This window comes from Neobacillus terrisolis (assembly GCF_051233475.1).
Lineage (GTDB): Bacteria > Bacillota > Bacilli > Bacillales > Cytobacillaceae > Bacillus_BU.
Genome location: NZ_JBKFGH010000027.1, coordinates 80,023 through 92,545, shown reverse-complemented (window position 1 = coordinate 92,545; position 12,523 = coordinate 80,023). Strand labels below are relative to the sequence as shown.

12 protein-coding genes are annotated in these 12,523 nt (G+C 37.2%); 8 read left to right on the top strand and 4 right to left on the bottom strand.

The features are described 5' to 3' along the window. The first annotated feature begins 402 nt into the window (after nucleotides 1-402). From ACI48O_RS16950 to ACI48O_RS16940, 3 genes are all read left to right on the top strand, one after another. Entirely contained in the window at nucleotides 403-2,520 is a 2,118-nt protein-coding gene (locus ACI48O_RS16950; RefSeq protein WP_435563030.1) for a BglG family transcription antiterminator, read from the top strand. Between the two features lie 13 nt (nucleotides 2,521-2,533). Continuing rightward, nucleotides 2,534-2,803 (top strand): PTS sugar transporter subunit IIB, encoded by a 270-nt coding sequence (locus ACI48O_RS16945; protein WP_435563029.1) that lies wholly within the window; start codon nucleotides 2,534-2,536, stop codon nucleotides 2,801-2,803. Nucleotides 2,804-2,924: 121 nt separating this feature from the next. Further along, entirely contained in the window at nucleotides 2,925-4,187 is a 1,263-nt protein-coding gene (locus ACI48O_RS16940) for a PTS ascorbate transporter subunit IIC (RefSeq protein WP_435563028.1), read from the top strand. A 1,851-nt stretch (nucleotides 4,188-6,038) separates the two neighbouring features. Here ACI48O_RS16940 and ACI48O_RS16935 read toward each other — a convergent pair. Further along, complete coding sequence (locus ACI48O_RS16935) at nucleotides 6,039-6,686, bottom strand: transcriptional regulator (RefSeq protein ID WP_435563027.1); 648 nt, start codon at nucleotides 6,684-6,686, stop codon at nucleotides 6,039-6,041. Nucleotides 6,687-7,260: 574 nt separating this feature from the next. Here ACI48O_RS16935 and ACI48O_RS16930 point away from each other — a divergent pair. The 5 genes from ACI48O_RS16930 to ACI48O_RS16910 all read left to right on the top strand — a co-directional run bounded on the left by ACI48O_RS16930 (nucleotide 7,261) and on the right by ACI48O_RS16910 (nucleotide 10,459). Beyond that, nucleotides 7,261-8,016 carry a hypothetical protein gene (locus ACI48O_RS16930; RefSeq protein ID WP_435563026.1) on the top strand — a complete coding sequence of 252 codons (756 nt, stop codon included), beginning with the start codon at nucleotides 7,261-7,263 and terminating at the stop codon, nucleotides 8,014-8,016. 64 nt (nucleotides 8,017-8,080) lie between these two features. Then, nucleotides 8,081-9,013, top strand: coding sequence for an Rpn family recombination-promoting nuclease/putative transposase (locus ACI48O_RS16925; protein ID WP_435563025.1), 933 nt, complete (start codon nucleotides 8,081-8,083; stop codon nucleotides 9,011-9,013). A 23-nt stretch (nucleotides 9,014-9,036) separates the two neighbouring features. Then, a complete protein-coding gene (locus tag ACI48O_RS16920) occupies nucleotides 9,037-9,426 on the top strand; it encodes a hypothetical protein (protein WP_435563024.1) in 390 nt (129 codons plus the stop codon). A gap of 276 nt (nucleotides 9,427-9,702) precedes the next feature. After that, entirely contained in the window at nucleotides 9,703-10,098 is a 396-nt protein-coding gene (locus ACI48O_RS16915) for a hypothetical protein (protein WP_435563023.1), read from the top strand. A gap of 97 nt (nucleotides 10,099-10,195) precedes the next feature. Then, nucleotides 10,196-10,459: a hypothetical protein gene (locus ACI48O_RS16910; protein ID WP_435563022.1), complete on the top strand. Its 264-nt coding sequence runs from the start codon at nucleotides 10,196-10,198 to the stop codon at nucleotides 10,457-10,459. 536 nt (nucleotides 10,460-10,995) lie between these two features. Here the strand turns inward: ACI48O_RS16910 and ACI48O_RS16905 are convergent. The 3 genes from ACI48O_RS16905 to ACI48O_RS16895 are packed head-to-tail and all read right to left on the bottom strand — an operon-like array spanning nucleotide 10,996 to nucleotide 12,339. After that, nucleotides 10,996-11,517 carry a permease gene (locus ACI48O_RS16905; protein ID WP_435563021.1) on the bottom strand — a complete coding sequence of 174 codons (522 nt, stop codon included), beginning with the start codon at nucleotides 11,515-11,517 and terminating at the stop codon, nucleotides 10,996-10,998. A gap of 1 nt (nucleotide 11,518) precedes the next feature. Further along, nucleotides 11,519-11,998: a hypothetical protein gene (locus ACI48O_RS16900; protein WP_435563020.1), complete on the bottom strand. Its 480-nt coding sequence runs from the start codon at nucleotides 11,996-11,998 to the stop codon at nucleotides 11,519-11,521. After that, the gene (locus ACI48O_RS16895) at nucleotides 11,995-12,339 is read right to left on the bottom strand and encodes a PadR family transcriptional regulator (protein WP_435563019.1); all 345 of its coding nucleotides are present in this window, start codon (nucleotides 12,337-12,339) and stop codon (nucleotides 11,995-11,997) included. Before ACI48O_RS16895 ends, ACI48O_RS16900 begins: the two co-directional genes overlap by 4 nt. Between the last annotated feature and the right edge of the window lie 184 nt (nucleotides 12,340-12,523).

Sequence of the window (12,523 nt, the reverse complement as noted above, 5' to 3'; positions counted from 1 at the left end):
TAAAGTATAATGCGGACATAGAATCCCTTATTTGAGGAATACATAGGGACGGTTCTGTCGAGTACAGTCGCTTCAAAAACAAGGCTTGAAAACATCAAAAACTACGTAGTTTAGCCCATACACAGCTAGTAGTTTGAGATTTACAAGAACCGTCCCCTTGCTCTCCCCTTTTAGTTTGATATTCACAAGAACCGTCCCCTTGTTCTCCTAAAAAGGAATCAGTTCAATCTTTGCAAAAACGAATCTACAACATTCGGACTTAAAATTGCAAGAAACAATAGTATAATTACTTTGTAGATAGCAATTTCGAAATCTATCAGTCTAATCTTTGCAAAGAAAAGTCACTTCATTTTTGCAACGTTTAAATGTAAGCGTCTGTAATAATGGAAGGGAGCGCCCCAAATGACGTTAGATCAACGTTGTATTGCAATACTAAAGAAAGTGGTTCATACCTCTTCATATGTTTCTCCGGATGAACTTATGGAGGAGTTGAACGTTTCAAAGCGGACCGTCTATTATGATGTTGAAAAAATCAATCATTGGCTGAAAAGTCAACAGCTTGAGGAACTTAAATATGTTCGATCAGCAGGATATTATCTAAGTGAAAAATCACGGCCATTAATTAGCAAAAGTCTGTCACTGTTGGACAAGCAGAGTCATTATGAATTTTCGAGAAAAGAACGAATAGCTTGGTCCGCGATTTTTATTTTGACAAGGGACACTTCTATATTTCTACAAGATTTACTTGATAAGTTGAATGTGAGTCGAAGTACTCTTTTGAACGATATCAAGGAGCTAAAAGAACAGTTGGGTCATTTTGAGGTGAAACTGCAGTTCCAGAAATCCACAGGATATTGCATATTGGGAGAAGAGCAGGATAAGCGGAAAGTATTGGCCTACTTTTTATCTCAAGTGTTGACGAATCGAGGCTGGGATGAACTGTTAACAGAAATACAATTGACCCAGCATCAAGAACCCCATCTGGCAGCCCAAATGGTTACTCGGAAAGATTTAGATACAATCTATGAAATTCTAAATGAATTGGAACCGTTTGTTGGAGTAAAGTATACCGATGAAGTGATGCAAACATTAAGTGTTCAGCTATTTTTACTTATCAAGAGATTTAATCAAGGTAAGCATATATCCATCGATCCAGTTGAAAAAGAGGTTATTAAAGGGACAGGTGAATACCAGGCAGCCAAATATATAAGTGAAAAAATTCTAGACACATTCTTGATTAAAATGCCTGAAGATGAAGTTTTATATATGACCACGTACCTCCTGGGGTCGAAAATAAGTGATTATAAGCTAACGGATCTTGAAAATCATGACTTAGTTAACTTAAAGGAAATCATTCCTTTAATGGTTGATGACTTCCAAAAATTTGCTTGTTTGTTTTTTCAAAATCGGACTGATTTGGAAAGAAACCTTTTTGTTCATTTAAAACCGGCCTATTTCCGGATTAAATATGGAATCGAGCTTGCAAACCCATTAGCTGAATCCGTTAAGCAAAATTATCACGATATCTTTGTTCTGACTAAAAAGGTTGTTCATCACTTTGAACATGTTCTCGGCAAGAAGATCTCCAACGATGAAATTGCCTATATTGCCATGCATTTTGGCGGCTGGATTGCTAAAGAAGGGGTAACGGTAGAGTCTCGAAAAAAGGCCATTGTGGTTTGTGCAAGTGGCATTGGGACTTCGCGAATCTTGCAAAAACAAATTGAAGATTTGATCCCCGCAGTCGATGTTGTAAAAGTGGTAACAGTTCGGGAATATGAAAAAACAGACCTTTCTGATTTAAATTTTATTATTTCAACGACACCGATTACACAAAAGCAGGTTCCGGTCTTTGTTGTGAATCCAATTTTAAATAATACAGAAAAGGCCTCATTGTTAAAACAAATTCATTCCTTAACGGAAATAAAGAAGTCTGAGAACATTGAGTCACTTTTGACGATTATTAGGAAGCATGCTGATATTAAGAATGAACAGACTTTGTACCAGGAGTTAAAAGACTATTTTCAATCACAAAAAGTTATAGAGAAGGAGGTGCTCCGAAAACCGATGCTTAACGAGCTATTAACAAAGGAAAAAATCCAATTTATTTCGGAAGCACTAAGCTGGCAAGATGCTATAACATTAGCGTCTCAACCGCTATTAAACGATCAATGCATTTCTAAAGAATATATTGACGCGATGATAGACAGTGTTAATCAGATGGGACCATACATTGTGATTGCCCCAAAAATTGCCCTGCCACATGCTCGGCCGGAAGCCGGCGTGAAAAAGCTGGGTATGAGCTTCTTGCATCTGAAGAATGGCTGTGCTTTTTCAGAAAAACCAGAACATCAAGTTAATCTAATGTTTGTTCTAGCGGCAATTGACAGTGAAACGCACTTAAAGGCATTATCACAGATGTCGAACATGCTGTCCGATCAAAGCAATATTGAAAAACTTTTATCTGCTGAAAAGGCGGATGAAGTATTAGAAATCATTCAGAAATATTCAACCCATTAAGGAGGAAAAAAAGATGAAAAAAATATTAGTTGTTTGTGGAAATGGTCTTGGAAGCAGCTTTATCGTAGAAATGAATGTAAAAACAATCTTAGGTCAGTTGGGTATTGATGCAGATGTTTCCCATACTGATTTGACAACAGGTAAATCAGAAAAGGCAGATCTTTACCTTGGCTCAAAGGATCTTATTAGTCAGTTAGATGATGGGACTAGAACAGTAATCGGTTTAACGAATATTCTTGATCAAAACGAATTGAAAAGCGCTCTAGAAGCTCATTTATTGTAAAAGTAATAAAAAAAGCAGACGAACCGAGGTTCGCCTGTAAAAAAATATAAGACAAAATTAGTATAAATATAATTAGATAGAGAATCAAGAGAACATTCTATTAATGACGGGAGAGGTCATAATGTTTGATTTTATAATGAAGGATATATTAGGAACACCAGCTATCTTGGTCGGTTTATTTGCACTGCTAGGTCTAACCCTTCAAAAGAAAGGGACGGCCGACGTAATTTCCGGTACATTAAAAACGATAATGGGATTTGTAATCCTCGGCGGTGGAGCTGGTATATTAATTGGTTCACTAGATATTTTTGGGAAAATGTTTGAAAAAGCATTCAATATTCAAGGCGTCATTCCAAATAATGAAGCCATTGTTGCCATAGCCCAGCAAACATTTGGGAAAGAAACAGCTATGATCATGTTGTTTGGTATGGTTGTAAATATTTTAATCGCTCGATTTACTCCTTTTAAATACATTTTCTTAACTGGTCATCATACATTATTTATGGCGTGTTTAATTTCAGCTGTTTTTGCAACTGGCGGTGTAACTGGACTTCCTCTTATCATTATCGGCTCCATCATTTTAGGCTCTTTAATGGTATTGATGCCGGCCATTTTACAGCCTTATGTGAGAGAGATTACGGGAAATGATAGTATTGCAGTAGGTCACTTTGGTTCAATTGGATATTTTGTTTCAGCATTTATTGGAAAACGTGTAGGCGATAAGTCTAAATCAACTGAGGACATCAAAGTCCCTAAGTCACTTGGCTTTTTACGCGATACATCTGTCGCTATGTCTTTAACAATGGCAATTTTATTCTTAATCGTTGCGCCTATCGCTGGAAAAAGCTATGTTGAAGCAGAATTGAGCGAAGGCGTAAACTTCCTAGTATTCTCAATTATGCAAGCGATCACTTTCGCAGCCGGTGTATATGTTGTTTTAGCAGGGGTTCGCATGCTCATCGCTGAAATCGTTCCTGCCTTCAAAGGAATAGCGGATAAAGTAGTAAAAAATGCAAAACCTGCCCTTGATTGCCCAGCCGTATTCCCTTTTGCTCCTAATGCAGTTATTATCGGATTCTTATTTAGCTTTGTTGCAGGTCTTCTTTCAATGTTCATCCTTCCGTTGGTTGGATTGAAGATAATTGTACCTGGATTAATTCCACATTTCTTCACAGGTGCGGCTGCAGGGGTATTTGGTAATGCAACAGGAGGCCGTCGTGGTGCGATGGTTGGTTCTTTTGCAAATGGTCTATTAATTTCATTCCTTCCTGCGTTATTGCTTCCAGTCCTTGGATCACTAGGATTCGAAGGTACTACTTTCGGGGATTCTGACTTTGGTTTGGTTGGTATTTTATTAGGATATTTGGTTGAACTTTTTAACTAGAATAAATAGATGAAGGTTCTCATCTCATTTGTATACATCACGGAGATCGTTAATTTTCCTTCAGGTTTAAAGATAGGGACGAGCATTTTGCTTTCGTCCCTTTTTGCAGTTGTTTCCCTTGTATTGTGCGGACATAGAATCCCTTATTTCGGTTAAAAACACTAGTTTTATAGTCTTGGCGGCCACCAGAGCGCTTATTGGGTCAAAAATCAAGCAGTTACACATGAAAATAACCGAATAGCGGAACCTATGTCCGCCAAATTGCCAAAATAGCCGATTAGGAGGGAAATAGCGGAACCAGTGTCCTCTAAAGTATTGTGCGGACATAGAATCCCTTATTTCGGTTAAAAACACTAGTTTTATTATCTTGGCGGCCACCAGAGCGCTTATTGGGTCAAAAATCAAGTAGTTACACATGAAAATAACCGAATAGCGGAACCTATGTCCGCCAAATTGCCAAAATAGCCGATTAGGAGGGAAATAGCGGAACCAGTGTCCTCTAAAGTATTGTGCGGACATAGAATCCCTTATTTCGGTTAAAAACACTAGTTTTATTATCTTGGCGGCCACCAGAGCGCTTATTGGGTCAAAAATCAAGCAGTTACACATGAAAATAACCGAATAGCGGAACCTATGTCCGCCAAATTGCCAAAATAGCCGATTAGGAGGGAAATAGCGGAACCAGTGTCCTCTAAAGTATTGTGCGGACATAGAATCCCTTATTTTGGTTAAAAATACTAGTTTTATAATTTAAGCGGACCCCAGAGCGCTTATTGGGTCAAAAATCAAGCAGTTACACATGAAAATAACCGAATAGCGGAACCTATGTCCGCCAAATGACCAAAATAGCCGATAAAGAGGTAAATAGCGGAACCAGTGTCCTCAAAAATATTACGCGGACATAGAATCCCTTATTTCGTGTGAAAATATTATTTTATAATTTAAGCGGACCCCAGAGCGCTTATTGGGTCAAAAATCAAGCAGTTACACATGAAAATAGCCGAATAGCGGAACCTATGTCCGCCAAATTACCAAAATAGCCGAAAATGAGGGAAATAACGGAACCAGTGTCCTCTAAAGAATTATGCGGCCACAGAATCCCTTATTTCGTGTGAAAATATTATTTTATAATTTAAGCGGACCCCAGAGCGCTTATTGGGTCAAAAATCAAGCAGTTACACATGAAAATAGCCGAATAGCGGAACCTATGTCCGCCAAATTACCAAAATAGCCGAAAATGAGGGAAATAACGGAACCAGTGTCCTCTAAAGAATTATGCGGACATAGAATCCCTTATTTCGTGTGAAAATATTATTTTATAATTTAAGCGGACCCCAGAGCGCTTATTGGGTCAAAAATCAAGCAGTTACACATGAAAATAGCCGAATAGCGGAACCTATGTCCGACAAATTACCAAAATAGCCGAAAATGAGGGAAATAACGGAACCAGTGTCCTCTAAAGAATTATGCGGCCAAAGAATCCCTTATTTCGTGTGAAAATACTAGTTTTATAATTTAAGCGGCCACCAGAGCGCTTATTGGGTCAAAAATCAAGCAGTTACACATGAAAATAGCCGAATAGCGGAACCTATGTCCGCCAAATTACCAAAATGGCCGAAAATGAGGGAAATAACGGAACCAGTGTCCTCTAAAGTATTGTGCGGCCATAGAATCCCTTATTTCGGTTAAAAATACTAGTTTTATAATTTAAGCGGACCCCAGAGCCCTTATTGGGTCAAAAATCATGCCGTTACACATGAAAATAGCCGAATAGCGGATCTTATGTCCGCCAAATTACCGAAATAGCCGAAAATGAGGGAAATAACGGAACCAGTGTCCTCATAAAATCGCTCATCTAAGTTTGTATGCCCGGACACGCTCCTTACCGCTTGTTATACAAAGCAGTTCTGAGTCCACAAGCTTTCGTAAAATACGTCTTGTATGTCGGTCACTAATCCTTAAGTGAGCAGTGATTTCACGGGGAGTAAATGGTCGAAGCAGCCTTCGTGCAAAACGTAATGTCTCAGCCTCGACCCAAGATAGCTGGGAAGGAGTATCAATAGCGGTGAATTTGCCAATGAAAGCAAGTACCAGTTGTTGACATTGCTTTGGTTCATCCATTATAGATAAATAAGCAATGGGTAATACAGTCCATCCATCGAGCGCCAATAATGAATGACGCCAGCACAAATCCTTAAACCGTCTTACATCAAGATCTCTCGCATGAGGCCCATATCCCTGAATTTCAATACAACCTTTGGAATCGTCAGGCCTATAGGCAAGATCTAAGTAACGATGGCCGTTGTTGAGATCCCGGACCTCCCATTCCGGATATAAATAATCAAAATTTCCTACAGCCGGAAACCAAATTCTCCTCAGAAATTCAACTGTCCCGTGACCTAATCCCTTTTCTAACATTTCGCGTCTCCGATGGTTTTTCTCTTCCGAAATTTGTAGGGTAAGCCATTCTTTGTATTTTTGCTCAAATATTCCGTTCATTGATTTTCCATCCTTTCTGATTCATTTTTAAAAAAATTGTGTCCAAAGGAATGATAAATGGGTGGCAGGTGGGATGTATTTCGTATTGGAAGGAATGTGAAAAAAATTCTTTGAAGTGGGGTGAGGATGTTTTGAATGCGGACATTGAATCCTTTATTCGCTAGTAACGATCCTATTATTATTCCTGTATTAACAAATAACTGATTATACGTCCCTAAAAGATATAGAATAGAGGATTATAGAGGAAATAGGGGATTCAATGTCCGACGACCAACCGTTTCGGATTTTAAAAACTATCCGACCATTCTTCATATTCCACAAACCGCCCCAATTTCCTGCTCTATACGAGAGCTGAAAATCAATATTCTGACAATTTTGTGAAATCACTTAAAGAGCTACATTTTTATTCTATAAAAAATTATAATATCAGTATTACTCCAATTTTTAGCCCATTCTGATTTCTCCACAACCCTTCTCGAATTTTTCTAATCTTAAAACTAACCCAATCAGCACATCCATGTCTTCGCGACCTAAAAAATAGTTTCCTATTTTTACAATTGAAAGGAATGATTTAATGAAAAAGCAAAAAACCGTTAAAAATCTGGTCACAATGGTTCAATCCAAACCCAAGGCAAAAACCTTTCGAATTGATTATCCGGTATCTAATGATTTATTACTAGAAATGGTCACCAAAGTGTTCCGGGATTTCATGAACGATACCCTCGATCTGTATTACCATGATGAAAATCTTTCAGTGCTGGAAGAAATTGTAGAAGAGCATAATCCAAAGGAAGAGAAAAAGGAAAGTTTACTCGACAATTTGTTTTGGTGGCAAATATTGAACAGTTCCGGCCAGAATAAAAAAAGAAGTTGCATTGAGGATTATATTGGTGAAAATTTCCATAGATTCAGAACGAAGCCTTTCATGACATCTTGGTTAAGAGCATGCGATCAAGCAGAGCCAAAGTTTTATTTTATTGGTGAAACATTTAATGAACGAATTTTTTTTGCAATCGATATTTTGACTCACAAACCACATCTTGTCTTCATATTTGACCGCAATTCTATTCCGCCCAAACATGGTGAACTCGTCATGGGAACACTACTCCCCCTAGGAGGCAACGTATTTTTCCCAATCGTTGATTTCTATCATTTTGATTACGAATCAAGAGAAGCTATGGCCAGCTGCTTCCACTACCACTATAGCAGGTATAAGAAGGAATATTCCAAAGATGAGACTTTTCTTCACGTTCTTTCCGTCATGCTCCAAATAGAAAGGATGATCTTCTTGGAAAACCAAGAAAAACAAAATGAGGCTTTGAAGCTATGAATGATGAAAAAACTCCATGATTTTTACTTCATCCACAAAAATCTCCCCGAAAGGAAGTCCTCCATTGACAAAAGAATATCTTGATTTGAAAATGGATTTTATGTTTATGCAATTATTTGGTCAACCAAATCGAAAGCATATCACGATTGCATTTCTGAATGATATTATAGGACGGAAAGGCATGGACCTCATTGCCGAATTAACCTTTGAAAATACGGAAAAAATAAAAGAGCGTTCGGAAGGCAAAACCGTTCTTTTCGATGTAACAGTCTTTACTTCATTAGGTGAAAGGATAAATGTCGAGATACAAATTAGAGATCAGCAGGATATGCCGGACCGAACGCTCTATTACTGGTCGCGAATGTTTTCCTCCTCATTAAATTCTAGCGAATCATATACACTACTTCCTCCAACTATTTTCATCACCATAGTAAACTATCCGTTATTTCCAACCGAAACAGACCGTTTTCACACAAAATTTCATATTAGGGAAGACGATGAAGGATTTTTATGGTCTGATCGGCTTGAATTCCATTTGATTGACTTAAGTAGTTTCATGGTACAATGGAAAAAATACAGAAGGAAACTGAAGGAACAACATGATCAAGAATTGCCATGGCTAATGATGCTTTCGGCAGCAGATGCCAAAAGGAAAATTCTGCATAGCGAAATTTTGGCTGAACTGGAGGAATGGGCGATGAATATTGAAGAAGTTCGAGAAGCGCTGATTGAATGGGAAAACTTAAGCGCTGATAAGAAAAACCGCACTGAGTATGAAGCCCGATTGAAAGAGCTTCGTGATCAATTAAGCAATCTTCAAGGATACCACCGTATGGGGAAAGAAGAGGGAATGAAAGAAGGAATAAAAGATGGAGTGAAAAAGGGATTGAAGGAAGGAAGTAAAAATATTGCCAGAAATATGTTAAAGAAAGGCTATACCATTTCGCAAATTGCTGAATTGACGGGGTTAACAGAAGAAGATATCCGGAATCTATAGATTGTTTTAACGGATAAATGATAGTGAATTTTGTGGTGAAGGATGCTTCTGCCTTCGATCCCTATAGAAGTGAACTGACAAGCGAAATTTTGGCTGAACTGGAGGAATGGGCGATGAATATCGAAGAAGTTCGAGAAGCGCTGATTGAATGGGAAAACTTAAGTGCTGATAAGAAAAACCGCACTGAGTATGAAGCCCGATTGAAAGAGCTTCGTGATCAATTAAGCAATCTTCAAGGATACCACCGGATGGGGAAAGAAGAGGGAATGAAAAAAGGAATAAAAGAAGGAGTGAAAAAGGGAATGAAGGAAGGAAGTGAAAATGTTGCCAGAAATATGTTAAAGAAGGGCTATACCATTTCGGAAATTGCTGAATTGACAGGATCAACGGAAAAAGAAATTCGGAATCTGTAGTTTGCTATATTCAATGAAACAATTAGAATCGACAAAATTGATGTGAAAATGTTGTGTGAAATATTTTTTTCAGAATGGAGGTGGAAAAATACCAAAACAATAATTAATAATATTATTCCTATCTATTAAATCTGCAATTTTCTCCTATAACTTCCATCATTAAAAACCAACTATCATGCCGTCTCATAATACCTTCTGGTTAAAACACTAAAATTTATTTCCTTAATAAATGAAACATTGCCTGTTAAATCAATAGTTTTGAAAAGGAGCGGTTTTATGAATTCAGTATTGAGTAAGATTGCTAGAGGCATCAGTGTTTGTTATTCAGAGGTTTTCCCCAATCAAGACACCGATTTTTTTCCATTAGAATGCAGAGGAAAGCTATTTGTGGTTGCTGACTCATATTGTATGAATCCAGATTGTAAATGCTATGAGGCAGTGTTAAATTTTGTTCAAGTATATCCCAGAGAAGGAAAGAAAGCCGATAGCTTTATGATAAGGTATAAACTTAACGGAAGGGGATATAAAATTCATGATCAGGGTAAATTCAATAGACATGAATTACGGACCATTGTTAGGCATTTTACCTCCGACGGCACGATCCTCGAACCTTTAAATGAACGCTTCAAAAAAATGAAGGAAAAAGCAAAAGATATTTTAAGTTGCATTTAATAAATTAGAGACATTCAAAAATACTACAACGTTTCGTGAGCGGATGAGGCTATGTTATGATGTAAATAAAGTTACCGAAAATAGGTGGTGATTTTACTTGGGAAAAGTCGATTTTTCTGAAGAACTCATGAAATACATTCAGAGCATGGATCGTGATAACTCCGTTGTTCAATTCTCTATTCCAGGGAAAGGAAGATTTACTCTTGTCTTCCAAGAAGATGACAATTCAATAAAATCTGAAGTTGATGCAAATCCAGAACTTGAAATAATGATAAACGAAAGCCGGAAGCAATATAAGAAAGGCCTTGGAATGTCTACGTCTGAGTTAATAAAATCACTGTCATCTAAGAATTTCGTATGATGTATACGAGAAATATTATTTGGCCTCCAAATGTAAGGGAAAAGCTAATTCAATTTAGAAGTCCGAGATTTACCCCCGAGGAAACTTTCGATTTTATTACTCAACTTGTATTGGAAACAGAGGATCTATTAAACAACGAGGTATTAAGCAAAACATATACTGAGGTATTTGGAGAATACAAAGGGATTTCTAGAATTGTGGTTAAGAAATTTCGGATTTACTTTAGCCGAAATGAAAACGAAGTAATTATTCTGGCAATCCTATTTCCTGGAGAGTATTAATCCTATCAAAAATTACCCAACTGAAACATGAATGATCTTCTTTTTCAGTTGGGTATTCTTGTGTATTTGTTTTACATTACGGGTAGTACCTTCTAAATGGATAGGTCTCATTTTGATGGCAATGTTTTTTGTAATGAAAATAGGCTCTTGGCTTTGGTGGCAAATCTCAAAGTAAACTGAATAATCGACTTTCAAAAGCATTTTTCGGTTGGTAATAATCGGGTAAACCCGAGATGCGTCCCCTTGATTCAGTTCTTAAACAGACATATTTTGATTAATAGTCACTTCTTTATATGAAGTTTTTTCCATAAAAATACCTGCTACATAATAGAATAATAGCCCAAAAGAGACGTGAATAATGGTAAATACTAGACCTAATGAGGCAGATTCATAAATAACAATTGGGAGCTTTGCGACACTCCATACACCTAAAAAGAAAACAACGTTTCGTAATAACGCTCCCTTTTCCAATAAGATGGCTGCAATTGGAAAGGCAACATATAATGGACCTGCTGCAACCCCGCCAAGTAATAAAGCAATCATTGGACCGCGAAACCCCGAATCCTTTCCAACAAATTTCAAAATGGTTTCTTTTGGAACCCATGTATCCAGCAGCCCCACTAATATTAAAATGGGTGGCAATAGTAGCAGCATATCAACGATACTATTCCCAGTGATTGTGAGTGCATTTAAGCCCGTTTTATTATTGGTGAAAAAAATAATCATCCAAACGAAGGAAACAATGAGAAACATCCGATAAGTTTTAATCCATTTCATTTTATAGCACCACCCAAATAATCAATGTAAAAAGAATACTCATAATGAGTGCCCCTAAATTTCGTATATAAGTAAACTTAGCTCCAAACATTTTTCTTTCCACCGGCATAGAGATGATCCCAACACTCATTAAAGTGGAAACAAGCATTGCCACTTGTGGCAGCCCAGCTCCATTATTTAATAAGGTTTCACCTAAAGGAAAGACGACAAAGCTGGGAATCAGAGCCACCGATCCAATAATCATGGCCACAATAACCCCAAAAAGGCCAGATTGTTCTCCTATTAGCTTTGAAATCAACTCAGGTGTTAATATAGACAATGTAATTCCAACTAAAAGCATGATAAATAATACTTCTGGCAATAGCTTTTGAAACATCATCCATGCTTTTTTCAAAGATTGATAGGTTTTTTCTTTATCCTTTAAGAATGAAATCACCAAACCAACGATTGACACACTGTATAAAACAAGACCCGTAATCATTTTTCATCCCACTCTAATTTTTCGTAATTATGAATAAAATAATCCAAATTTCTTTGTCGAGCTTTGATGTCCTCATAGAACTCAGCTAACTGTTGCCATCCTAACTCGGTAAGCTTATACCATTTCCTTTGGTTGCCATCATTATCTGATTCCCAATACGCACATATAGCCCCGTTTTCTTCTAAGTTATTTAATGTTCGATACAAAATCGCACTATCAATTGAATTCGCGAAAAGATTTTCTTCACACATTTTCAGTAGCTGACCTCCATAGTTAGGTGACTTTGCTAAAAAAAGCAGCAAAAATGCAGGAGTATGACGACCAGATTTAAATTTTTTCATATTTGAGCCTCCTCGTACTGTTAAAAACACTATACTGTTAATGACAGTATATGCGAAAAAATGATTTATGCAAAAGATTTGCTTTCAAAAAACTAATAAATATTTTTACTCACTGTAGTTACAGTCCAACGCGGGATTGAAGCACAGATCTTCTAAGCTTTTTAAGGAGGTTTAACTGGTAATA

What these genes read in the sequence shown, in the direction of transcription:
- ACI48O_RS16950 (WP_435563030.1), top strand. Translation starts at nt 403, where the DNA reads ATGACGTTAGATCAACGTTGTATTGCAATACTAAAGAAAGTGGTTCAT.
- ACI48O_RS16945 (WP_435563029.1), top strand. Translation starts at nt 2,534, where the DNA reads ATGAAAAAAATATTAGTTGTTTGTGGAAATGGTCTTGGAAGCAGCTTT.
- ACI48O_RS16940 (WP_435563028.1), top strand. Translation starts at nt 2,925, where the DNA reads ATGTTTGATTTTATAATGAAGGATATATTAGGAACACCAGCTATCTTG.
- ACI48O_RS16935 (WP_435563027.1), bottom strand. Translation starts at nt 6,686, where the DNA reads ATGAACGGAATATTTGAGCAAAAATACAAAGAATGGCTTACCCTACAA.
- ACI48O_RS16930 (WP_435563026.1), top strand. Translation starts at nt 7,261, where the DNA reads ATGAAAAAGCAAAAAACCGTTAAAAATCTGGTCACAATGGTTCAATCC.
- ACI48O_RS16915 (WP_435563023.1), top strand. Translation starts at nt 9,703, where the DNA reads ATGAATTCAGTATTGAGTAAGATTGCTAGAGGCATCAGTGTTTGTTAT.
- ACI48O_RS16905 (WP_435563021.1), bottom strand. Translation starts at nt 11,517, where the DNA reads ATGAAATGGATTAAAACTTATCGGATGTTTCTCATTGTTTCCTTCGTT.
- ACI48O_RS16900 (WP_435563020.1), bottom strand. Translation starts at nt 11,998, where the DNA reads ATGATTACGGGTCTTGTTTTATACAGTGTGTCAATCGTTGGTTTGGTG.
- ACI48O_RS16895 (WP_435563019.1), bottom strand. Translation starts at nt 12,339, where the DNA reads ATGAAAAAATTTAAATCTGGTCGTCATACTCCTGCATTTTTGCTGCTT.